We start from the raw sequence: 21499 nt of genomic DNA on the forward strand, positions 1-21499 counted from the left end.
ACGCAACCACGGAAGCGAAGCCATGTCGCAGCCGCGCATTCTGATGTGCCCGCCGGACCACTACGGCATCGAGTACGAAATCAACCCGTGGATGAACCGGTCGCTCGGCGCCGTCCGCGAGCTCGCGTTCCGTCAGTGGCGCGCCCTCCACGACACGCTGAAGGGGCTCGGCGTGCAGGTCGAAACCATGACCCCGCAACCGGGGCTGCCGGACCTCGTGTTCACCGCGAACGCCGGGCTGATGTTTCGGAACACGTTCCTGAGCAGCCGGTTCCGGCACGAGGTCCGCGCGAAGGAGTCGCCGCACTTCGACGCGTGGCTCGGCGAGCACGGCTTCGAGGTGAAGCACCTGCCCGAGAACTCCTACCACGAGGGGGCGGGCGACGCGCTCTTCTGTGGCGACACCCTGTTCGCCGGTTACCGGACCCGATCGGACGCCAGCGCGCACCAGTGGGTCGGGAAGGAGTTCGGCGTGCGCGTGCTGCCGCTGGAGCTGGTGAACCCGCGGTTCTATCACCTCGACACCTGCTTCTGTCCGCTCGCCCCTGGCGAGGCGCTCTACTTCCCCAACGCGTTTGACACTTACGGCCAGCGGGTGCTCAGCACGCACGTCCCGAAGCTCATTCCGGTCGTGGAAGAGGAGGCGCACCGGTTCGGGTGCAACGCGGTGGTGGTGGGCAAAACGGTGGTTCACAACAGCCGGTGCCCGCGACTGGCGGAAGAGCTGGCTCGCGCCGGTTATCGGTCGATCGAGGTGGAACTGGACGAGTTCCTCAAAGCCGGCGGCAGCGCGAAGTGCTTGACGCTGCGACTCGACGGCGAAGAGGCCGCGAGCTGGAAGGAGAAGTGAGTCAAAAGTTGAAAGTCGAAGGGCAAAAACAAGCGGTCGTAAGCTGCTGGTGTTGCCCTTCGACTTTCAACTTTTGACTTGATCCGATCAATAGTGCAGCAACAGCTTGGGCGGCGGCTTGTTGCCGCGGTTGTCCAGGGCGACCCTGGTTACCACCGCACAGACGGCCAGCACGTTGCACATTAGCGCGAGGCACAGCCACGTCGTCCGTTCGATGTCGTACTTGCGCAGCTCCTGCGCCTCCTCGTACTCCAACGCTTCGAGTTTGCCTGGACTGTCAGCCGCCTCGGCCCGGCGCTGGGAGAACTGTTCCGCGATGTGTTGCTTGATGGCACGCTCCATCCCGAACCCGTTTGCCAGTTGCCACAATAGGAAGATCAGCGCGAGGGCGGCGCACCCGGCCACGATCGAGTTCCGCCACGGCCACAGTTTGACAAGCGGCGGCGGTGCGCTCAAACCGGGGGGCTTCATTGCCCGCTCGGCCCAGGCAAACGCAAGGCCGGTCAGCAGACACAAGAAAAACGGGAGCAACAGCCAGTCGCTGTGGGTCTTATCGATCCACCCGCCGGGGATCAGGTTTGCCTGTTCGAGGCGGAAGTTCCTGCTCGGCGTGCCACTGAACAGTGCGCCCCACGGGCGCTGGGAGTAGACCGCCGAGTTCCCCGCGTAGCTGCCCACCCACGGGAAGAACGTGAGCAGCAGCACCGCCGTCAGCAGCGCCGCCGGGAGCCACGCGACGACCGTGGGCGAAATCGTGATACCGCGGGACTTAGTATACCCGGTCGGCGCGTCAATGTTGGCTGGCCCCGGAAGGAACCCGCCCGTGGGCGGCGAAACCAGCCCCGGTGGCGCCGGCGGCACCGGCGGTATCACCGGCAGCACCGGTATGGGCGGCGCCAGCCCGGGGGGCGGGACGGCTGCGGTCCCGAGTTCCGACACGGTGGCCGTGTACCGCGCCGGGGTCGGGAACGACTTCCCGCAGTTCGGGCAGGTCGCCTCCTTCCCGGCCGTGTTGTCGGGCACCGTCACGTTGCTCATGCACTGTGGGCACACTAACCGCATGTCCGCTCCTACCAGTGAGATTCCAACTCTTTGAACGCCGCCGGGAGGTGATCGAGCAGGTCGGGCGCGGTCAGAGCCGTCTGGCCCAGCGCTTCCGCCCCAAGGTCGCCGGCCCGCCCGTGTACCCACGCGCCCAGCACCGCCGCGTCGAATGCCTTGAGCCCCTGGCCGATGAGAGCCGCGATCCCACCCGCGAGCACATCACCGGTGCCGCCGGTGCCCATCCCGGGGTTGCCCGTCGCGTTCCGGTACACGCGGGTGCCATCGGTCACAACGGTCCCCGCGCCCTTCAGCAGCATCACACCACCGAAGGTGTCCGCGAACGCGGTCGCCTGCTCTTCGCGCTCCGCGTCCGTCGCGGGAACGGGTTTGCCGGTAAGCCGCGCGAACTCGCCCGGATGCGGGGTCAGGACCAATGGCACAGTGCGGCGTGCGAACTGGTCGCCGAACGGTGATACCGCGAACAGCCCGTCGGCGTCCAGCACCACGGGAGCGGTCAGGTCTTCGAGCAGCCGGAGTACGAACCGCACGGTCGGCTCCGCGCGCCCCAATCCCGGTCCGATCACCACCGCGTCGGCTGCCGAAGCCAGCGCGAGCACTTCCTCCGCGGCGCCGTCGCCGAAGGTGCCGTCCGCGTGCTGGCGGATGCCGTGGGTCGTGTATGCCGGGTGCGCGGCGGCCACCACGTCCTGAACGTTTTGTGGACACGCGACCTGGACGAGCCCGGCGCCCCCGCGGAGCGCGGCCCGGCCGCACAGCACCGCGGCGCCGCTCATGCCGCGGCTCCCGGCGACCACCAGAACCTTACCGTAAGTCCCCTTGTGCCCGGTCGCGTCGCGCCGCGGCAGCCGGGGAAGGTCGCGAATGGCCTGCGTCATCTGTCGCGCTCCGTGCCCACGAGGGGTTATACCGCCCGCAGGCGCGTGCGGACATTGGCGCCCCTGCTGCGCGGAACGGCTATGCTATCCGACATACCCTCAACGCAGCACCCGCGGAGCCCGTCGATGTCCCCGAACGACCTGCTCGCCGGCGGCTACCGGATGGGTCGGCAAATGCTTCACATGATGGCCGGCGACCTCACGGCCGCGGAGTTCACGCGCCAACCGGTGGCGGGGGCGAACTCGGCGGCGTGGATCGTCGGGCACCTGGCTGTTACCGCCCGCCGCACCGCCGAGCGCCTCGGAGCCACAGAGCTGCCGCTCTTAACGGAAGAGTTCATTGGGAAGTACAGCGTGACCCGTAAGCCGGCGGACGACCAGCCCGAACTGGACGATCCGACCAAATTGCTCCGCCTGCTCGACGTGTGTGTGGACCAACTGCTCGGCGCGCTCGGCGCGCTACCGCCGGAGTCGCTCGTCAGCCCGCCGGCAAACCCGGGGCCGTTCGCAACGAACTACGGCGAGGCCGTGCTGTTCGGGGCCATGCACTTCGCCATGCACTGCGGCCAGCTCTCGACCATCCGCCGTAGTCTCGGCAAGCCACCTCTGATGTAACCCGCGTGCCTTCTCCGTCCGATGGCCCTCATGACTTACCCCGCGAGGGCGGACCACGTCCTTCCCTCGCGCCGCGGTGCTATTGCGTCCCGCGTATGGGGTGTTTCAAGCATTCAGCCTGCCGGCGGGTCCATCCAGTTCGCGAACTGAAGACCCGGAATCTGCTCGAAGTCCCGTCGGTTGGCGGTCAGCAAGAGCGCGTTGTTCGCTCGCGCGATAGCGGCGATCTTCTTGTCCGGCGTTCCGATTCGGATGCGCCCGAACTGGTCGAAGAGGTCCGCCGCCGCCTCGTCGAACAGAGCGAGATGGAAAGGCTGAAAGAACGCGAACAGCCTCGCCAAATGGCGGTAAGCGTTCACTTGGCGCTGGGCCTGGCGCTCCTTTGCGATCGACGCCAGCCACCCGCGCATCTGCTCCTCGACAGTCACGACCGTTGTTCCGATCACCCCGCCCTCCGCCGCCGCTTGTGCAAGCCGGGCGACCAACCGTGTCCGGCGATCACTGCTGGGCACTTCGAGAACGGAAATGTGATCGGTGTCGAGAAGGATCATTCCGCGCCCTCGCGAGCGGCTTTTCGCTCGCTCTCGCGAACGGCGTCTCCCTCGGCAATGACCTGCTGCATGAACTCCGGGTCAGCGTCGAACATGCCGACCACTTTCAGCCAGTCCATTTTGCCGGGCACCGGCCGCTCGGCCAGCTTTTTCTCCAGTGCTTCGACCCGTTTGGCGAGCGCTTCCAAAGTCAGGTCTTCCATATCGCATCCTCCCAATCGTTGTTCGCACCCGACTAGTAGCTCCAGGTTCTAACCCGAGTCCCCAAGTGTGTGAAGCCGCGGGGCTGTTGAAGTGCCCCGCGGCCATTCCTGGGCGCCTCGAAGTTGAGGCGCCTATTACCCCACCGGTTCGCCCGGCGTCGCGGTGAAGCTCAGGGCGTCGTGCGCCGCGTCGTAATCGACCGACACCGAGCCACCGTCGGTCACCTCGCCTTTAAGAAGCAGCCGGGCGAGCGGCGTTTCGACCTCCTTCTGGATCGTGCGCTTCAGCGGCCGCGCCCCGTAGGCCGGGTCGTACCCGACGCGCACCATGTGGGCCTTCGCCCCCTCGGTGAGCGCCAGCCCGATCTTCCGCTCCGCGAGCCGCTTCCGCAGGTTCCCCAACTGGACCTCGATGATCTTCGTCAGATCCGCCTCGGTCAGCGCGTGGAACACGATGATCTCGTCGATCCGGTTCAGGAACTCGGGCCGGAACCCCTTGCGCAGCTCCTCCATCACCGCCGCCCGCATCCGGTCGTACACCTCGCCGATGTGCGTGCCCTTGTACTGAAGGATGCGCTGGCTGCCGACGTTCGAGGTCATGATGACGATGGTGTTCTTGAAGTCCACCGTGCGGCCCTGGCCGTCCGTGAGCCGGCCGTCGTCGAGCACCTGGAGCAGCGTGTTAAACACGTCCGGGTGCGCCTTCTCGATCTCGTCGAACAGCACCACGCTGTAGGGCCGCCGGCGGACCGCCTCCGTGAGCTGCCCGCCCTCGTCGTACCCGACGTAGCCCGGGGGCGCGCCGACCAGCCGCGACACCGTGTGCTTCTCCTGGTACTCCGACATGTCGATGCGGATCATCGCCTTTTCGTCGTCGAACAGGAACTCCGCCAGCGCCCGGGCCAGTTCGGTCTTCCCCACCCCCGTGGGGCCGAGGAAGATGAAGCTGCCGATCGGCCGGTTCGGGTCCTTCAACCCACTCCGGGCGCGAACGACCGCCTCGCCGACCGCGGTGACGGCCTCGTCCTGGCCGATGACGCGCTTGTGCAACTCGGCTTCGAGGTGCAGGAGCTTCTCCTTCTCGCCCTCCAGCAGCTTCGACACCGGCACCCCGGTCCACCGGCTCACGACCGCGGCGATCTCCTCCTCGCCCACCTCTTCCTTGATGAGCTTGTTGTCACGGTCGCGGGCGGACGCCGTCTCGGCTGCGGCGAGCTGCTTCTCCAGCGCCGGCAGCTTCCCGTACTTCAGTTCCGCCGCCTTGTTAAGGTCGTAGGCCCGCTCCGCCTTCTCGATGTCGGCCTTGACCTGTTCGATCTGCTCCCGCACCGTCTGAACCTGTTGAACGGCCTGCTTCTCGGCCTGCCAGCGCGCCTTCAGCGCGTCGGCATCGGCCTTCAGGTTGCCGAGTTCGTGCTCGAGCTTTTCGAGCCGGTCCTTCGAGGCCCGGTCGGACTCCTTCTTGAGCGCCTCGCGCTCGATCTCCAGTTGCATCACCCGGCGGCTGATCTCGTCCAGCTCCGTCGGCATCGAGTCGATCTCGGTGCGCAGCTTCGCCGCGGCCTCGTCCACGAGGTCGATCGCCTTATCCGGCAGGAACCGGTCCGCGATGTAGCGGCTCGAGAGGACCGCCGCCGACACCAGCGCCCCGTCCTTGATGCGCACCCCGTGGTGAACCTCGTACCGCTCCTTCAGCCCGCGGAGGATGCTGATGGTGTCCTCCACCGACGGCTCGCCTACCTGCACCGGCTGGAACCGCCGCTCCAGCGCCGCGTCTTTCTCGACGTGCTGCCGGTACTCGTCGAGCGTGGTCGCGCCGATGCAGTGCAGCTCGCCGCGGGCCAGCAGCGGCTTGAGGAGGTTGCCGGCGTCCATCGCCCCCTCAGCCTTGCCGGCGCCGACGATGGTGTGCATCTCGTCGATGAACAGGATGATCCGCCCGTCCGACGAGGTCACCTCCTTCAGAACGGCCTTGAGCCGCTCCTCGAACTCGCCGCGGTACTTCGCCCCGGCGATCAGCGCGCCCATGTCGAGCGCCACGATAAGCTTGTCCTTCAGCCCTTCCGGCACGTCGCCGCGCACGATCCGTTGGGCCAGCCCTTCCACGACGGCGGTCTTACCGACCCCGGGCTCGCCGATGAGGACGGGGTTGTTCTTGGTGCGGCGCGACAGCACCTGCATGACGCGGCGGATCTCCTCGTCGCGCCCGATGACGGGGTCGAGCTTCCCGTTGCGCGCGTACTGCGTCAGGTCGCGGCCGTACTTCTCCAGCGACTGGTACGTCTCTTCGGGGTTCTGCGAGGTCACGCGCTGGCTCCCGCGCACCTCCTTCAGCGCGGAGAGCAGCCGGTCACGGGTCAGCCCGAACTCGCGGAGCGTCTTGCCGGCGGTGCCGGTGTCGTCGGTCGCGGCCAGCAGCAGGTGCTCGACCGAGACGTACTCGTCCTTGAGCTTCTTGGCTTCCGCCTCGGCGGCGTCGATGAGCTTCACGAGCCGCTGCGTCAGGCGCGGCTCGGCGTTCGTGCCGATCACTTTGGGTAAGCGATCCAGCTCGCGCTGGAGTTTGACGGTGACCGCGTCGACCGACACGTCCGCCTTCGCCAGGATCGCGGGAGCGAGCCCCTTCTCCTGATCGAGCAGCGACAGCAGCGCGTGTTCGGTGTCGATTTGTTGGTGGTTCAGCCGGGCCGCGAGCTTCTGGGCGCCGGCGAGTGCTTGCTGGGCCTTCTCTGTGAACTGGTTCAAATCCATAAGTTGTTTCCTCCCTCTCGCTTCCGAAACGTGGTGGAAGCGGGCGTCACGCATTAGAGGGTTTTCCCCGACAAACGATCCAGCTCGGCACGCAAGTTCGTCCGCGCCCGCTCCTCACCCTCTGCGAACAGGATTTCCGAGTAGTAAATTCGCGGGCGCGCAAGGAACCCGTTTAGCACGCCCGCACGTCCGGCACGGTATTCGGCGTCGGGCACCCAGGCGTACTCGTTGCGAATGGCCGCGGCGTACCGGGCGTAGCGCTCTTCCGACGCGCCCAGGATGGCGAGGTCGGCGTCGAGCAGCGCCCGGGTGTCGCGGTCGCCCGGCGGCTCCGCGGCGTGCGCCGTGGCCCAGATCATGCGGACGACGCGCTCGATTGTGGACGCCGGCACCCCGATGGGGCCGAGCAAATCGACGGCCAGCTCCCCGCTCCGCTGCTCGTTGTCCTTCGCGCGCGAGTCGTACACGGCGTCGTGGAACCACACCGCCAGTTGCATCGCGTTCGGGTCCTCGATGGCCGCAGAGAGCCGCTCGATCACCCGGAACATTTCGGTCAGGTGCTCGAGGTTGTGGTAGAACCGTTCGGGGCCGGTGTACGCCGCCACCAGCACGTCGAACGCCGGGTACGCGTCCGCGGGGGCCACGCGGTACCGCTCGAGCGTCCGCACCCAGCCCTTTTGCATCGACTCCAGTCGTTCGGGCGAGACCATGATGGTTCGGCTGCTCCGGGTGGCGCTTGCCGCGGTCGGACGACCGCGGGTATAGTCTACGTTACGCACTTCGCGCGTGTCCGGGCACGGTCTGTGCCGGTTCTTCGGAGCGTCGATGGCTGCCACCGTCCCGCCCGCCCTCGAGCAGCGCCTCGCCGCTCTGGTCCCGCGCGTGCGGGCGCTGCGGGTCGCCCGTGGGGTCAGCCGGTGCCTGTTCGCGACCGTCGGCAGCGCGGTCCTCGCACTCGTGCTCGACGCGCTCGTTGGCCTGCCCGAGACCGCTCGCGGGCTGCTGGTCGCGGTGTGGGTCACCGCGCTGGGCGTGCTCGTCTGGCAGTTCGTCCTCAAGCCGTGGCAAGCGGAGATCCCCCTTTCGGAGGTGGCGGCCGAACTGTCGCAGCGGCTCCCCGAACTGGCGGACCGGCTCCAGGCGGTGATCGCCCCCGCGAACGGCACGTCCGAGGCGGTCCGCGCCGCGCTCCGGGAAGACACGCTCCGGCGCGCAAAGGCCGTCGATTTCGAGCGGGCCGTTCCCGCGCACCCTACGCTGCTGGCGCTGTGCTGGGCGCTGCTCGCGCTGCTCGCGTTCCTGATGCTCACCGGGCTGCTGCCGAACAGCGCCGAGCGGCTGCGCCGGGTCGCGCTGCCGTGGGCGCGCCCGCCGGCGGCCCCGCTGCGCGTGGTGGTCACGTCGGGCGAGCCGGTGGTGCGGCGCGGCGCGGCGGTCACGCTAAGCGCGTTCGCCGAGCACACGGAGTCCCGCCCCGGCGCGGTCGCGCACCGGGCCACGGCGGTGTTCCGGGACGCGCCCGAGGCGCCCGAGCGGGCGGTCGCGATGGCTGCGGATGACGCCGGCGCGTTCCACGTCACCCGGGCGTGTGTGCCCCACGATTTCGAGTACCGGGTTCTGATCGGCGGCGCGGCCAGCGAGTGGTTCAAGGTGACCGCTCTCGACCCGGTGGACCTGGCCCCCAACACGCGCATCGAGGTCGCGCCGCCGGGGTACGTCAAGGCCCACCCGCGCGTGCTCTCTGCGCTCACCGACTTCGACACACCGGACGCGTCCCGGCTCACGGCTCGCTTGACGTTTACCCAGCCGGCGGCGAGCGCGCTGTTCGAGTGGCACGCGCACGGGGCCACAAAAATGGACCCGGTGCCGGTGGCCCTCGCCCCCGACCGGCTCTCCGGCGCGTCGTCGCTGGTGCTTCGCACGAGCGGCGAACTGAAGCTCGTTCTGCTGCGCGAGGTGGACGGCAAAAAGCTCCGCACCGTTCTGACCGCGAACGTGCATGTGGCCCCGGACCAAGCGCCGTGGTTCGAGACGCTGACCGGCGTCGGCACGCGCCCGCGGTCGGTGCGTCCCGAGGGCCGCGTGCCGATCGCGGTCGTCGCTTGTGACGATTTCTGCGTGTCCGACGCCCGGCTCGAGTACACACTGGAGTTGCCCGACTCGCGCACACACGTCCTCCCCATTCCGCTCACCGGCGCGGGCACGCCCCGCGCGACCGGGCGCCTCGACTTCGACCCGTCGGCGGTCGCGCCGCTTGGCGGTACGGTCCGCTTCCGGGTCCGTGTGACCGACAACCGCGCGTCCGAAGACCCTAAGCTGCTGCCCCAGGAAACCCTGTACCCCGCGAACGGGTGGAGCGAGCTGACGCTCAGCGCGTCCGCGCCGCCGCTCGAAGAGCAGGACGCGCGGAACCAGCGGGACGCGTTCCGCGCGGCGGCGGAAGCGGCCCGCGGTTCCGTGCGCGAAGCGGCCGAGGCGGTGGCGGTCGTCCGCGCCGAGTCCCCGGCGACCGGCGCGCTGAGCGTGGACCAGGCGGTCCGGGTGAACGTCGCGCGCGAACGAGCGCGGCTCGCCGCGGCCTCGCTGTCCGCACTCGCACGCGACGCCGCGCTGGTGCCCGAGTTCCGCCCGCTCGCGGCGGCGGCGGGCGCCCTCGTGGCGCGCGAGCTGCCGGGCGCTGAGGAGGGGCTGGCCCGCGCCGAATCGGAAGGGAGCAGCCGCGCCGACGGGCTCGCGACCGCGTCCGCGGACCTGTCCGCCGCGGACGCGAAGCTGGGCACACTTCTCGCCCAGAACGACGCGCTGGCCCGCACCCGGCTCGACCGCGCCCGGCTCGGGGCGCTCGCCGACGACCAAGCCGCGCTCGCCGGCGCCAAGCGGAGCGCGAGCGAGTTCGGCGGGCGCCAGCGCGAGCTCATCGCCCGGCTGAAGGAGGTGGTGGCGGACAGCGAGCCCTTGCGGCTGGCGCTCGAAGGGGGCCGCAGCGAAGAGGCCCGCCGCTTCGCCAGCGACCTCGCCGAACTGGCGGAGGCGGCGCGGGGGCTCGACGCGGCGAGCCAGCGGACGATCGCCGACGCCCGGGCCGCGCTGGTCGCCCGGTTCGCCGCCGACCAGGAAGAGCAGGCCCGGCGCGCCGAGCGGCTGCTGGTCGCCACGGAAACGGCGGCCCGGCTCGTCGGCGTCGGGCCGCCCCGGGCGAACGAGTTCCGCAAAGTGACGGAACTCGCCGCGACCGGCCGCACCGTCGAGGCGCTCACGGAACTGGAGCAGCAGACGCAGGCGCTTGAGCGGCTGGCGCGCGAGTTCGATGCCTGGGCCGAGGCGTGTTCGGACCCGAAGAAGGGCGCGAAACAGCTCGCCCTGTGGCAGGGCGACCTGCTGACCCGGTTCCGCGCCGCAACGCGGGGCATCGGGTTCGACCGGCTGCCGGCCGACGCGCGGGCCGCGCTCCGCGCCGAGCAGCACGCGGTCGGTGACGCGGTCGGCCGGCTGCACCTGCCCCCCGACGCCTCGGTCCGGTCGGCCCGTGACGGCGCGGCGCGGCACTGCGGGCGGGCGGTCCAGACCATGTCGTCCGACGGCCGCAGCGCGGACACCGCCATGCGGCTGGCGGTCGAGGCGCTGGAGCGGGTCGCGGACCTGATGCCCCCGGTCGGCGAGCGGCTCTACAAAGCGCGAAGCGATTTCGACAAGCTGCGCGCGGAGCAGGAGGCACTGGCGAACGCGACCGAGCAGGCCCTGCGCGGGTTCGAGGGGCAGCCCGCGGTTCCCCCGCCGACGGCGAAGAAGCTGGCCGCGCTGGCGGACCGGCAGTGCCGGCTGTCCGAACAGGCCGCGGCGCTCGATCTGCCCGGCATGGGCGCCCGACAGGGCCGGCTCGCTGCGGCGCTCGCGCTGGCCGGCGCCGACCTGCGCGGCGCCGCGCCGTTCGACGTGCAAGCGTCGCAACTGCTGGCCCGGCGCGAGTACGAACGGCTCAAACTCGAGCTCGAAGGGGCAACGCCCCCGGACGTGCGGTGCGAAGAGCTGCGCCGTAAACTCGGCGCGCTGGCGGTCGTACTCGACGCTCATGGGCCGGACCTCACCGCGAAGCAACTCGAACCCGCCGTTCCCGTTGTTCAAGAGGCGCTCCGGCTCCTGCCCGCCGGAGCTCCGGAAGCGGCCGTACTGCTGAACGACGCCCGCCTGGCTCTTCAGGCCGCCGAACTCGCGCTCCGGGACGGCTCAAAGCCCGGCGCGGCCCGCCTCCGTGTCCGCGGTGCCGCCGAGGCACTCGAAAAGCTCGCCGCGCGGCTGAACGGCTCGGAGCCCGACCTCGCTCGCGTCCAGCAGCTCGCGGGGTACCGCCGGGCGGCGGCGGTGCGGGCGAAAGAGCTGGCCGACGCGAAGGCCCCGTTCAGCGCCCCGGCGTCCGACGAGGCGCTGCGGCAACTGGCGCGCGAGTGCGAGGAACTGGCGCACACGCGGGTCGGGCCGGCGGGGCAGGCGGCCCGGAAGCGGGTGCTGGACCAGTACGCCCGGATCGGCGGCCGGCGCGAACCGGACCGGCTGGCGTCGGACCAGCGGGGGCTCGCGGAGGCGCTGGACGAACTCGCGGCGAAAATGGCCGATGTCGCCGAACTCGCGACCGCCCCCCCGCCGGAGCCGCCGGCCGCAGCCGAAGCGGACGCGTACCTGCCGTCGCGGTCGTTCGCCGACCGGTGCCGCGAACTGATCCACTACCAGCGCGCCCAGCACGAGCGGCTCACGGATCTGCCCCGGGCACTGGCCGATCGCCTCCGCCCGGCCCCGGCCAACACGTTCGCGGCGCTCGAGACCCGGCAGCGCGCGCTCGCCGCCGATTTCGCCGCGTTCGGGCCGGACACCGAGCCCGCGGCCCGAGCCGCCCGGGCCGCCGCAGACTTCCTCCGCACCGGCGCGGCCCCGGAAGCCAAGGAGCAAGCCGAAACCGCCCTGCGGTTCGCGGACGGGCTGGCGAAGGCCGGCGCGGGGAAGCCGTGGGGCGCACGCGCCGTTGAACTGGCGGCGCGGCAGGGCGCCCGGCTCGGCGACATCGCGCAGCTCGTGGGCGCCTCCGGCGCGGCCGTCCTCCAGCAGATGGCACGGGCGGGCGAACTCGCCGGCCGGGCCGCGACCTTGGCCGACACGCTCGAACGGGCCGTTACGTTGCGCGACCCACAAGATCCGACCCGGGCGGCGCTTGCGGGCGCGGCCGGGTTGGTGCGGGCGGCCGCGCAGAAGCTCCTCGAAGCCGGCCAGAGGGTCGCCGAGTCCGACGCGAGGCGGGCGGCGATTTTGAGGGCCGAGGCGATCGAGCGGGTGCGCGAAGCTCACGAGCGTGTGTCGGAAACCGTTCTGCCGGTGCCGCTGACCAATCCGGTTTTGGGGCACGCGCTCCGCGCGGCCGAGCGCTCCGCGCGGGCGGCACTCGAGGCGTCCCCCGACCCGCGCACGAGCGCCGCCGACGCCGCGACCGCGCTTCGGGCGGCGGCGCAGCACGTCGGCGCAGTCAAGTAACGCCCGCAGATCGATTCAACCTGCGGGCCGCACTCCCATCGCGTTGAACCACAGAGGGACACAACGGCATTCGGGCCGCTCCACCGCCCCGATGGGTGCCGCTGAACGAGCGACACATCGGGCATTGCTGCACCCATTTTCTGTCCCGCGCTACTTCTGGGATTTCCGCCGCTACCACGAGCGTCCGGCGCCGTGTCCGGCGCTCTCCCATTGCCGCCATTCGTATGGGCCGACCAGGACGCAATTTATTAATTTTCAATGCCTTATGGCTCGACCTCGATTTCAGCGGCCGACCGCAGGCGGTGCTCCGAGCGTGTGATTCGTGGGTAGCAATCACCCAGCGAACAGGTAGCTCGCGGGTCGCGGAAGGCCCCTCGGCGTCCAGTCGGGTAGGACCCGTTGACACTGTAACCCCCGTTACAGTGCCTGCGGGCCAACGACCACTGCTGCTCACGATGCGGTCGGCCGCGCCTGTTTCCGGAGCGCCTGTAATCCCGGCCTCTCATTCACCGACCAGTTGAACCAGTTCACAGCGCAAGTTCCCGCGTGCGCAGGAACTCGATCTGCCCCGTGTTCGGTTGAATGAATGGTCCGGCTCGTGACAGCGCGCAACGACGGTCGCGTGCTCACGCGCCTGCGGCAGCCGGCGCTAGCGCATACGCTGCTGTAATTCCGATGGCAGTGGGGCGACTCGGAGGCGTGAGGCGGCGGGCGCGGGGGCCGGTTGCTTGTGGCTTGTGGGTTTCGCGCGTCTTGCGGAAGATCACGGGGCGGTGCCGAACGTGGGGTCAGAGTGCGACCACGGCCGCGGTCGCCCTCTGGCGGATCAAGCGGTCGGACGCGGCATTGGCCCCAATTAATGGAGTCCGGCGCCGCGCGACCCGGCGCTCACGGCACCGTCAGAACCCACACCCGCAACGGATCGCCCGGCGCAGCAGCGCCGAGGAACTCGTGTACTACCGCGCGCAGAACCGACACCGGTTCGATCGGGGCGCCGAACACCGAGCGAACCCCGCCGGCCGAGACCAAGCTGAACCGCAATTGCCCGATTTGAGCGTCGTGCCAGCAGTAGAACTGCATCGGCCCCATCTCGCGCGCGGCCAACCAGCGCCCCCGCGCGACCGCGACCGCCCGAATGAACCCCTCAACGTCGGCCGCGGTGACCACCGCTCGCTGGCCGGCGTCCAAACCGAAACTCCACTGATTGCTGCGGGCTTCGGCGAGAGGGGCGTCCGCGTGGACGGTGATCGCGTCCGCGGCGACCTCGGCGAGCCATTCCGGAAACGGGTTCACAGCCATGCCCCGCAACCAAACGACACACGCACGCTCTGGTTGACGTGCGCACCCACAATGCGATCAAGCGACTGACGGCCAACGGACGACAGATCCGATGAACGGGTTCAGCGAGGCCACGGGTTCGGCCCCTAATCAATGCCGAGGGCACGAAACCACTGGCGCCCGAACACAATAACGCCGCCGATGTGCATGACGGCGAAAGCCGTAGAGTACCCGAGGGCCGCGTGCAGAGCGACCCATCCCACCCCGTACCAGCGGCGGCTCCAGATGACGTACCCCGGCACCACTACCACCGCCAGCAGGAAGAACCACGGCCGGGACAGAACCGGAATCGGGTGCCCGCGCCGGCGGGCGTCCACAACCGCCCACCACCCCGAGCAAAGCGCGAACACGACCGGAATCGCCACGTCCAGCACCGACGGCAGCCAGAACCAGACGCTCCGGACGCCCCACGAGACCGCCAGGGCGTAATACGCGAGCACGAACAGGCGGGTGTGAACGGAGCGCGGGACCGCGCTCCGGGGCAATTCACCGGCGGACGGGGCTACGGGCAGAACGTTCGGCCGGTGGTCGACTTCCGACGGTTCGGCGAGCGACTCGCGACACTCCGGGCAGAACGCATCAATGACATACGGGAGCTTGGCCCCGCAGTGTGGACAGGTATCGCTCACCGCGCCCCTCGAGTGACCAGAACATCCAAGCAGAGCCGCGTAACGTGGGCTCAACGTCTCGGCGCGTTCGCGGGGCGTTTGACGGTGATCGTAATGTCGTTGGCGCCGGCTGCAACGTCCTGCTTCAGCGGCGTCGTCAACGGGCTTCCGTAAACCTCATCAACCGTGGGGGGCGCACCGTAAACGTCATTCTTCCCGACCACCACAACCGTATAACTGCCCGCCGGCGCGCCCGACTTGCCGTCCGTCATGAGCTTGAACGTCCCGTCGTCCGCGATCACACCGGTGACGCTGATCTTTTTGTCCGCACTGTTGAACGTAACCGTTCCACCCTTAACAGGGGTCTTATCCTCGTACTGCACTTTGCCGCCCACGGCCGGCATGTCGGAGCAGCCGGAGGCCACGAGCGCGAACGCGCCGGTCACGGCCAGCATCAGGTACGCTGCGGAGCTCTTCATCGTTTTCATATGCGCACGCGTTATCAGATTGGGAGGGGTAGGAAAGGGATACAGTGCGGCGCCGCACGATCACGATCGTGCGGCGCCGCACTGTATGGCGTTGTGCTGTTACCGCGAGGCGGTTACTGCTGGAACGGGTTGTCGGCCCGGCCGTCGCGGCGGTCGGCGGCGAGGAGCAGGACTTCCGTGCTGGTGTTGTTGTTCACGCTCCGCACGCTCCCGTCGCCCACCAGAAACTGGCACACGCCCGTGTGCCAACTGCCGAGCTTCTTCCGGTAGTCGCCCGTGTTGTCGCTCGACCCCTTCCCGAGGGCGAATTTGGCGTTCCGGACGACCATCCACGTCTTCCAGTCGCTGATGTACCAATAGCCCCAGGTGCCGTCGCCGGCGTTGGCCGGTTGGCCGATGCCGGTCGAGGGGACGTGCTTCTCGCCCAACAGGGTGGTGTTGCTCAGCCCGTCCGTGACGCTCGCGAACGACGTGCGGCTCTTGAGGCCGGTGCGGCCCGTCCCCGGCAGCGGGTCCGACGGATAGATCAACATGCCCCAGTGCTGCTCCGGGTTCCCGTCGAGCCGGTCGCAGTCGTTCGACTGATCTCGGTTACCGGTCGCCACGTAGTCAACCGCCGGCCCCAGCGTTGTCATCGCGTTGCCGCTGCGGATGCTCGGGCAGAGGAAGGTGTTGACGACCGACTCGTTCGCCAGCAGTTGGGTGTTGTTGGCGCCGGAGGTCATCTCCAGGGAGACGTTGAACTTGTTGTAAAGGTTGTTTTGCTCGATGTAGGGCAGGATGAGAACAAAGTGAGACGCGTACTTGTCGCCCATCGCGGCCGGGGGCAACTGCATGTTCGAGTCGTGATAGTTGTGGTACGCCAAGCCGAGCTGTTTCAAGTTGTTGCTGCATTTGAGCCGGGACGCCGCCTCCCGGACTTTTTGCACCGCCGGCAGCAGCAGCCCGATCAGAATGGCGATGATCGCAATAACGACGAGCAATTCAATAAGCGTGAACCCGTACCGCATACGGGTTGTCTTGGGGAGAGACATATTCGGCCCAATTAACAAAAGTGATTACAGACCACGCAGCGACCACACGAGATGTACCGGTGCGGTCGTGTAATTCTATCAGCTTAGTTATTTTGCGTCAACGCACCGGCAGGCAGCTTCATTCTCAAAACGACCTAGCAATTCATGCCCGCGTGTTAATCTCCCGGCATTGTGGCGCCAACCTCATTGGCCCCAAAGTGCTATTCATTAAGGCCTTTTAATCATTTGTCCGCGTACCGAGCTACTTCGCGCCCGGCATTAACGAATCCCCTCTTATGCTAGAGGGTACTGGTGGGTTCGTCGATTCCGGGTGCGAGTAGGCCGAATGACTCGCACCCGCATCTTTACACGTGCGCCCGCTCGTCGTTCCCCTCGTCGCGGTTCGCATCCTGCACTCGAGGCCCATCCGCCCACCCGGGGAACATCGCGAACATCATCCCGGTCAGGTATGTAGCGTACAGCACGACAACCGCGCACAAGTCCCCAAGCGGAACGGCCGGGGCCAGATGGAGAGCAATGACGAAGCACTCCAGTAACAGCAGCAACAGGATCGAGGCGGTGAACACGACCTGCTGGCAGAACCGGAGCGCCGGGCCGACGCGGTTGGAGGCAACGGCGCGCCGCCCGATGTAATAGCGGGCGAACAGTGCCGCGATGGGAAGAAAGATCGCGAGCATGCTGATCGCCTTTTCCGCGTTGGGTGCGACCGCACCCACTACGGCCGGCAGGAGCACGACAAAAAGTGGCAGGCACCCGTCCCAACCGAAGACGCGCGAGAGCCAGAGCCACAGATTGGGACGTGTGAGGTTCGGCATCGTGAAGAAGGTTGCAGAACTCGTAGCGATCGAACGGCTGTAGCCTGCCTCGCTGGGCCTCTACGGTACGCGACGAAGCACCAGAAGTACGACCGCGCCGAACGCGAGCCCGCCGGTCAACAGGTACGCCGCTCCAGCCAAATCGGGGGGACGCCGGATCGCACCGGATAGCCCTATCACACCGGTCATGAATAGGCCGATGAAGCTGAGCCACCCCAGTACGTTGGGGAGACGCCCCTGCCGATCGGAAGTCGGGCCGTCCGCCATCCGCGCATCCTCCGTCACCGAACCATCGGCAAGCCTGCGGGATCGCTCCCGTTTAGCTATCGAGAAGTCTATAAAGCGGGCGGCACGAACGGATAGCTGTGGCCTCGTTCCGGCCCGCGTGCTCTTCGTGTTTGCAAAGGCCAGTTTTGACAGGATCGACAGGATTAACAGGGTTTGAAATTGATCGGTCTTCAGTCCTATTGATCCTGTCAAAATCTTCTTGGCCTCTCGGCCCGTGTGGGCGAGACATGACCCGCCTCGCAACCGCAATGCGACGTGGAAGGGATGGCAGGGGCGGGTAGGTGGTGGCTTTCGGGTCCGAACGCTGACCGCGGGTCACCGCATCCGCTGGTACGTCTCGTTGATCCTGACGCCGCTCGTCAGGACGCCCGAAAAGGTGACCCGGTCCCCGTTCGACTCCACGGTGAGGACCTGCTCCCGTCCGAGCAACTGCTCCTGAATGCCCGCGCCGCAGTACTCGATGACCTCTTTGTAAACGTTCCCTTGGAGGGAACACGTCCCCCCGGACACCAGGACCGCGGTCCTCCGGGTCCGGTCCCAGATCACCCATGTGAACTGGTTACCGTTGATGTGCTTGATCTGCCGGAGGTTCGGGTTAAAACCGGGCGTGACGTTCTCCCAGGCTCCGTCGAGCCCGGCCGCGGCTGGCGCGGCTTTCGGCGGCCCGGCAAGCGCAGCCGCCGGGAAGCCGTTGAGCCCGCCCGAACCGCCCGTGGCCGATTCGGGGGCCGAACGGGGCTTACAGCCGGCGGCGGCGAGGAGAAGAACCACGACCGCAGCGAGGAACCGATGCCGACGATTCACGCGACGACTCCCAAAAGGCGACACGTACCGATCGCGTCGGTACTGGAGACCGAACATGATCCATCCGGCCCGTTCACCAAATTTGGTTTGATGTTACTCCTTTTCGAGCACCAGGTCTACCACCCAGCAGCCGCGCACGTGCGTGCCCTGGGGATCACGACAGTGGGCGAGCACGTCGGGGCTGTCGCACCCGGCGTCTTGCAGCGCGTCGGCCAGGATCGGCATCGCACTGAAGTCGCGGGACTCGTACACCCGCCGCGCCAGCGCGAGAACGGTATCGGTGCGCCACGAGGGCGAGAAGGGGACCGGCCGGAACGGGTTGCCGAAGATGTCGCGGAGGAGCGCAATCTGGGCCGCTTGCTCGGCTTGCCGCGCGACGTTGCCGGAATCGAACGCCGCGCGGTCGTTCGTTCCCACCGCGTAATACGTACCGAGGTACGCCGCCTCGTGAGCGTAGTATGCTGTGCGCGCGGCCCACGTGGCGAGGGCAGGGCTCTTTCGGTAGGCGCGGATGAGCCGCTTGCTCGCTTCCTCCGCCGCCGCAAACGGCCACGACCGCTCCCGTCTCGCGACCGCTGTCGCGGCCAGATTGGCGGCCGCACGCCTTCCCTCCCGGGCGCGGCCGTCGGCGAGCGCTTCCGACACCTCGACCGCCTTCCGGCTCTCGGGAGCGGTGATGAGCGGCCAAATGCGGCGGCAACACGCGCAGCAGAACAGCCGTATCTTCCGCTCGCTCGTCGGCTGCGACCAGCTTTCCAACACCCCCCGCGGCTCCGTCGCCGCTAACCACTCCGCTTCCGTCATTGGGCGCCCTCCGGGATCGCCCCAGCATCACCGGTGCGCCGATCGGTGCCAAGTCCACCCTCATTTTTCGCCGCAGGCCGGCATCGCCGGGATAACGCGTGTCTCATGAAAGGGCCGCCAGTTCCGCGCGACCGCCGGCCCTTCTCCGCGTAGTAATAATCGGAGGTCACCCGAATGCGTTCGCACAACGAGCTTGGACGAAATTCGCCGGCGCCGCAGGCACGTGATGGTCTCATGCAGAACCTGTCTCCACCTGCTTCCGAAACGCCGCTGCTGGAGTTCCTGCTGGCGGCGCTCGCGCCGATGAACCGCACCCGCGTGAAGCAACTCCTCCGCTCCGGGCGGGTGGTCGTGAACGGCGCGTCCGTGACGCGGCACGATCACACGGTGCGGCCCGCCGACAAGGTGGGCGTGGCGCGTGAGGCGCCGCCCGCGCCGCCGTCCGCGTCCGGGCTGGAGATCGTCCACGAGGACGCGCACCTCGTCGTGATCGACAAGCCGCCGGGGCTGCTCACCGTGGCCACCGAGTCGGAGAAGCTCGACACCGCGTTCGTGCGCCTGAGCGACTACCTGCGGGCGCGGAACGCAGGGCGGCCGTTCGTGGTTCACCGGCTCGACCGCGACACCTCGGGCCTGCTGCTGTTCGCGCGCAGCGCCGAGGTCCGCGACCAACTTCAGAGGAACTGGGAGGAGCTGACGAAGACCTACCTCGCGGTGGTCGAGGGCCGCCCGGAGGCGCCCGAAGGGGCGGTCGAGAACTACCTGACGGAGGGCCGCGACCTACGGGTGCGCGCGAGCCCGCGCCCCGGGCCGGACGCGAAACGCGCGGCGTCGCGTTACACGGTCCGGCAGACCCGCGGCGGCTACTCGTTGGTGGAAGTGGAGATCGAAACGGGGCGCAAGCACCAGATCCGCGTTCACCTGGCCGGGCTGGGGTGCCCGGTCGCGGGCGACAAGATGTACGGCGCGACGACCGACCCCGTCCGGCGCCTGGCACTGCACGCGTGGCGGTTGAGCTTCGACCACCCGTTCACGCTGGAGCGCCTCGAACTGGAAGCGCCGCTCCCGCCCGCGCTGGCGCGAATCGTGGGTTAACAGCGCCCGTGTCTGTGCAGCCTTATCGCGCCGCGCAGACAGGAATGTCGGTGCCACAAGAAACAGACACAACTAGACGGAACGTGAATGAGAACCTTGAACTTAGTAACCCCTATGCGGCACACCCAAACCCCTTGAAGCGACTGGTCTGGGAGCGGTTCGTTAAGAACGCGGCCGTATTACCGGATACGCGCACCAGGTCACACATCATCCGGTCGCGAGTCGCAACGCCGAGAGCTTTCGGCCAACGTTCTCGTCGTTGCGGCCTCGCGACCGGACGTTTCAAATAAACATGATCTTGGTCACGTCGCCGTCGGCGGCGCTGAAGTCGAGCACCAGCTCGTCGAACAGCGGGACCGGGGCGGTGGACTTGTTCAGTTGGCGCCGCACGAACGTGTCCGCGCCGGTCCCGCCGATCAGCACGTCCTGCGCGCCGTCCTTGCCGCCGTCGTCGAGCGTGTCGTTCCCGGCCCCGCCGTCGAGCGTGTCGGTGCCCTTCCCGCCGCTCAGCGTGTCGTTCCCGTCGCCGCCGACGAGCACGTCGTTCTTCGACCCGCCGAGCAGCGTGTCGTTGCCCGCGCCGCCGAAGATTTGTAGCGCCACGTTGGCCGCCGAGCCGTCGAGCTTGTCGTCCCCGTCGCCGCCGTCCATGACGACGCTCTTCACCCCGGTGCCGGCGAGCGCGGTCACGGTGATCGTGTCGTTCCCGCCGCCGGTCTGCATGACGACGTTTTCGATCGTCGTCATGTTGATGAAGAACGGCACCAGGTTCGTGCGCTGGAACTTGACCCCGCCGGTCGTGGGGTCGGCGTCGAGGCGGAAGCTGTCGCCGTTGCCCGTGTCGTTCGGGTCGGGCGTCGTCAGGTCCGGGATCGCCGTGGTGTTGCCGACCACGATGGCGGTGTCGTTCCCGCCGCCGCCGTCGTAGGCGTCGATCAGCGTGCCCGGCAGCCAGCGGAACGTGTCGTTGCCGCTCTCGCCGAACATCGTGTCGTTGCCGAACCCGCTGTCGAGGAAGTCGTCCCCCGAGCCGCCGTACATGGTGGAGTTGCCGACGATGGCGGGCAGCGGCTGGCCCTGCGCCGGCAGCCCCCCGACGAAGCCGCCGGCGAGCACCCGGATGGTGTCGTTGCCGGACCCGCCGTAGAGCACGCTGTTCGCCGCGAACGCGAGCTTCCCGTTGGCGTCCAGCACGTTGATCGAGTTCTGGATCACGATCGAGTCGTCGCCGCCCTTGGCGTCCACGGTGATGGTTTGCAGGTTGGCCTTGTTCGGGGTGCCGAACGTGCTGCGGATCGTGACCGCGGCGCCGTTGTTCGTCACCTGCAGCGCGCCGCTGGCGTCCGCGGCGACGACGATGTTGTTCGCCGCATTGTCGCCGATGACGGTGAGGACGCCGGTGTTGAACGTCGCGAGGACGGCGGGCACCTCGCGGTGCTCGAGCGCGTCGAGCTTGGGCAGGAACGCGGCGCGGGTGCGGTCGGTCGTGGACATGGTGGTGCCTCCGGCGCGCAGTGCGGTGCGCGCACGAGTTGGGCGAACGCGGGCTGTGGCCGCGCGCGCCGGGCCTGTGGATAACGGGGCGAAACGGGCCGGAGACAGCCGGCCCCGCTGTGGGGGTACGAGGTCGCGCGGCGCGGGGCCGCGAACTCACGGGCGACGCTAGAAATCAGGCGGCGGGTCAACGCCGACGGGACGAGAGTTCTCTTAGCTCCGGCGCGCCGGGCCGGTCAACCGAGTTTCGCGATTGGGCGGGCGGCCGCGCCGAGAGTTCCGACAGGCCCGGCGCGCGTTCCCG

Annotated in this window: 18 protein-coding genes; 4 read left to right on the forward strand and 14 right to left on the reverse strand. The window is 68.4% G+C overall.

Features of this window, described 5'->3' with window-relative positions; genetic code table 11:
- Positions 1-22 precede the first annotated feature (22 nt).
- Positions 23-850 (forward strand): dimethylarginine dimethylaminohydrolase family protein, encoded by an 828-nt coding sequence (locus tag R5W23_RS24225; protein WP_010042141.1) that lies wholly within the window; start codon positions 23-25, stop codon positions 848-850.
- An 87-nt stretch (positions 851-937) separates the two neighbouring features.
- Here the strand turns inward: R5W23_RS24225 and R5W23_RS24230 are convergent, their stop codons facing one another.
- Complete coding sequence (locus tag R5W23_RS24230) at positions 938-1912, reverse strand: zinc ribbon domain-containing protein (protein WP_320688540.1); 975 nt, start codon at positions 1910-1912, stop codon at positions 938-940.
- A gap of 8 nt (positions 1913-1920) precedes the next feature.
- Positions 1921-2790: an NAD(P)H-hydrate dehydratase gene (locus R5W23_RS24235; RefSeq protein ID WP_320688541.1), complete on the reverse strand. Its 870-nt coding sequence runs from the start codon at positions 2788-2790 to the stop codon at positions 1921-1923.
- A gap of 126 nt (positions 2791-2916) precedes the next feature.
- Between R5W23_RS24235 and R5W23_RS24240 the strand changes: the two genes are divergently transcribed.
- A complete protein-coding gene (locus R5W23_RS24240) occupies positions 2917-3405 on the forward strand; it encodes a DinB family protein (RefSeq protein WP_320688542.1) in 489 nt (162 codons plus the stop codon).
- 113 nt (positions 3406-3518) lie between these two features.
- Here the strand turns inward: R5W23_RS24240 and R5W23_RS24245 are convergent, their stop codons facing one another.
- The 4 genes from R5W23_RS24245 to R5W23_RS24260 form a co-directional block, all read right to left on the reverse strand.
- A complete protein-coding gene (locus tag R5W23_RS24245; protein WP_320688543.1) occupies positions 3519-3956 on the reverse strand; it encodes a type II toxin-antitoxin system VapC family toxin in 438 nt (145 codons plus the stop codon).
- Complete coding sequence (locus tag R5W23_RS24250) at positions 3953-4159, reverse strand: hypothetical protein (protein WP_320688544.1); 207 nt, start codon at positions 4157-4159, stop codon at positions 3953-3955. Before R5W23_RS24250 ends, R5W23_RS24245 begins: the two co-directional genes overlap by 4 nt.
- Before the next feature lie 135 nt (positions 4160-4294).
- On the reverse strand, positions 4295-6910 hold the full coding sequence (gene clpB, locus R5W23_RS24255; protein WP_320688545.1) for an ATP-dependent chaperone ClpB: 2616 nt from the start codon (positions 6908-6910) through the stop codon (positions 4295-4297).
- A 53-nt stretch (positions 6911-6963) separates the two neighbouring features.
- Positions 6964-7620 carry an HD domain-containing protein gene (locus tag R5W23_RS24260; RefSeq protein WP_320688546.1) on the reverse strand — a complete coding sequence of 219 codons (657 nt, stop codon included), beginning with the start codon at positions 7618-7620 and terminating at the stop codon, positions 6964-6966.
- 115 nt (positions 7621-7735) lie between these two features.
- On the opposite strand from R5W23_RS24260, the gene R5W23_RS24265 reads away from it, so the two are divergent.
- Positions 7736-12427: a hypothetical protein gene (locus tag R5W23_RS24265; RefSeq protein ID WP_320688547.1), complete on the forward strand. Its 4692-nt coding sequence runs from the start codon at positions 7736-7738 to the stop codon at positions 12425-12427.
- 888 nt (positions 12428-13315) lie between these two features.
- On the opposite strand, the gene R5W23_RS24270 is transcribed toward R5W23_RS24265, so the two are convergent.
- From R5W23_RS24270 to R5W23_RS24300, 7 genes are all read right to left on the reverse strand, one after another.
- Positions 13316-13720, reverse strand: coding sequence for a hypothetical protein (locus R5W23_RS24270; RefSeq protein ID WP_320688548.1), 405 nt, complete (start codon positions 13718-13720; stop codon positions 13316-13318).
- Between the two features lie 131 nt (positions 13721-13851).
- Positions 13852-14394: a hypothetical protein gene (locus tag R5W23_RS24275; RefSeq protein ID WP_320688549.1), complete on the reverse strand. Its 543-nt coding sequence runs from the start codon at positions 14392-14394 to the stop codon at positions 13852-13854.
- Between the two features lie 50 nt (positions 14395-14444).
- Positions 14445-14852: a hypothetical protein gene (locus tag R5W23_RS24280; protein WP_261190336.1), complete on the reverse strand. Its 408-nt coding sequence runs from the start codon at positions 14850-14852 to the stop codon at positions 14445-14447.
- A gap of 122 nt (positions 14853-14974) precedes the next feature.
- Complete coding sequence (locus R5W23_RS24285) at positions 14975-15871, reverse strand: DUF1559 domain-containing protein (protein WP_320688550.1); 897 nt, start codon at positions 15869-15871, stop codon at positions 14975-14977.
- Between the two features lie 368 nt (positions 15872-16239).
- Complete coding sequence (locus R5W23_RS24290) at positions 16240-16710, reverse strand: hypothetical protein (RefSeq protein ID WP_320688551.1); 471 nt, start codon at positions 16708-16710, stop codon at positions 16240-16242.
- 603 nt (positions 16711-17313) lie between these two features.
- Complete coding sequence (locus tag R5W23_RS24295) at positions 17314-17802, reverse strand: hypothetical protein (protein ID WP_320688552.1); 489 nt, start codon at positions 17800-17802, stop codon at positions 17314-17316.
- Between the two features lie 93 nt (positions 17803-17895).
- Positions 17896-18606 carry a hypothetical protein gene (locus tag R5W23_RS24300; RefSeq protein ID WP_320688553.1) on the reverse strand — a complete coding sequence of 237 codons (711 nt, stop codon included), beginning with the start codon at positions 18604-18606 and terminating at the stop codon, positions 17896-17898.
- A 234-nt stretch (positions 18607-18840) separates the two neighbouring features.
- Between R5W23_RS24300 and R5W23_RS24305 the strand changes: the two genes are divergently transcribed.
- Entirely contained in the window at positions 18841-19701 is an 861-nt protein-coding gene (locus R5W23_RS24305) for an RluA family pseudouridine synthase (RefSeq protein ID WP_320688554.1), read from the forward strand.
- A 282-nt stretch (positions 19702-19983) separates the two neighbouring features.
- Here the strand turns inward: R5W23_RS24305 and R5W23_RS24310 are convergent, their stop codons facing one another.
- Positions 19984-21195, reverse strand: a complete 1212-nt coding sequence (locus R5W23_RS24310; RefSeq protein WP_320688555.1) for a calcium-binding protein — start codon at positions 21193-21195, stop codon at positions 19984-19986.
- Positions 21196-21499 lie beyond the last annotated feature (304 nt).

Source organism: Gemmata algarum (genome assembly GCF_034097035.1).
GTDB classification, from domain to species: domain Bacteria; phylum Planctomycetota; class Planctomycetia; order Gemmatales; family Gemmataceae; genus Gemmata; species Gemmata algarum.

Bases quoted from the DNA above. Each gene is read 5' to 3' on its own strand.
- R5W23_RS24300 (WP_320688553.1), bottom strand. From the start codon at position 18,606: ATGACGGAAGCGGAGTGGTTAGCGGCGACGGAGCCGCGGGGGGTGTTG.
- R5W23_RS24225 (WP_010042141.1), top strand. From the start codon at position 23: ATGTCGCAGCCGCGCATTCTGATGTGCCCGCCGGACCACTACGGCATC.
- R5W23_RS24230 (WP_320688540.1), bottom strand. From the start codon at position 1,912: ATGCGGTTAGTGTGCCCACAGTGCATGAGCAACGTGACGGTGCCCGAC.
- R5W23_RS24260 (WP_320688546.1), bottom strand. From the start codon at position 7,620: ATGGTCTCGCCCGAACGACTGGAGTCGATGCAAAAGGGCTGGGTGCGG.
- R5W23_RS24250 (WP_320688544.1), bottom strand. From the start codon at position 4,159: ATGGAAGACCTGACTTTGGAAGCGCTCGCCAAACGGGTCGAAGCACTG.
- R5W23_RS24235 (WP_320688541.1), bottom strand. From the start codon at position 2,790: ATGACGCAGGCCATTCGCGACCTTCCCCGGCTGCCGCGGCGCGACGCG.
- R5W23_RS24305 (WP_320688554.1), top strand. From the start codon at position 18,841: ATGCAGAACCTGTCTCCACCTGCTTCCGAAACGCCGCTGCTGGAGTTC.
- R5W23_RS24285 (WP_320688550.1), bottom strand. From the start codon at position 15,871: ATGCGGTACGGGTTCACGCTTATTGAATTGCTCGTCGTTATTGCGATC.
- R5W23_RS24240 (WP_320688542.1), top strand. From the start codon at position 2,917: ATGTCCCCGAACGACCTGCTCGCCGGCGGCTACCGGATGGGTCGGCAA.
- R5W23_RS24245 (WP_320688543.1), bottom strand. From the start codon at position 3,956: ATGATCCTTCTCGACACCGATCACATTTCCGTTCTCGAAGTGCCCAGC.
- R5W23_RS24310 (WP_320688555.1), bottom strand. From the start codon at position 21,195: ATGTCCACGACCGACCGCACCCGCGCCGCGTTCCTGCCCAAGCTCGAC.
- R5W23_RS24290 (WP_320688551.1), bottom strand. From the start codon at position 16,710: ATGCCGAACCTCACACGTCCCAATCTGTGGCTCTGGCTCTCGCGCGTC.
- R5W23_RS24280 (WP_261190336.1), bottom strand. From the start codon at position 14,852: ATGAAGAGCTCCGCAGCGTACCTGATGCTGGCCGTGACCGGCGCGTTC.
- clpB (WP_320688545.1), bottom strand. From the start codon at position 6,910: ATGGATTTGAACCAGTTCACAGAGAAGGCCCAGCAAGCACTCGCCGGC.
- R5W23_RS24265 (WP_320688547.1), top strand. From the start codon at position 7,736: ATGGCTGCCACCGTCCCGCCCGCCCTCGAGCAGCGCCTCGCCGCTCTG.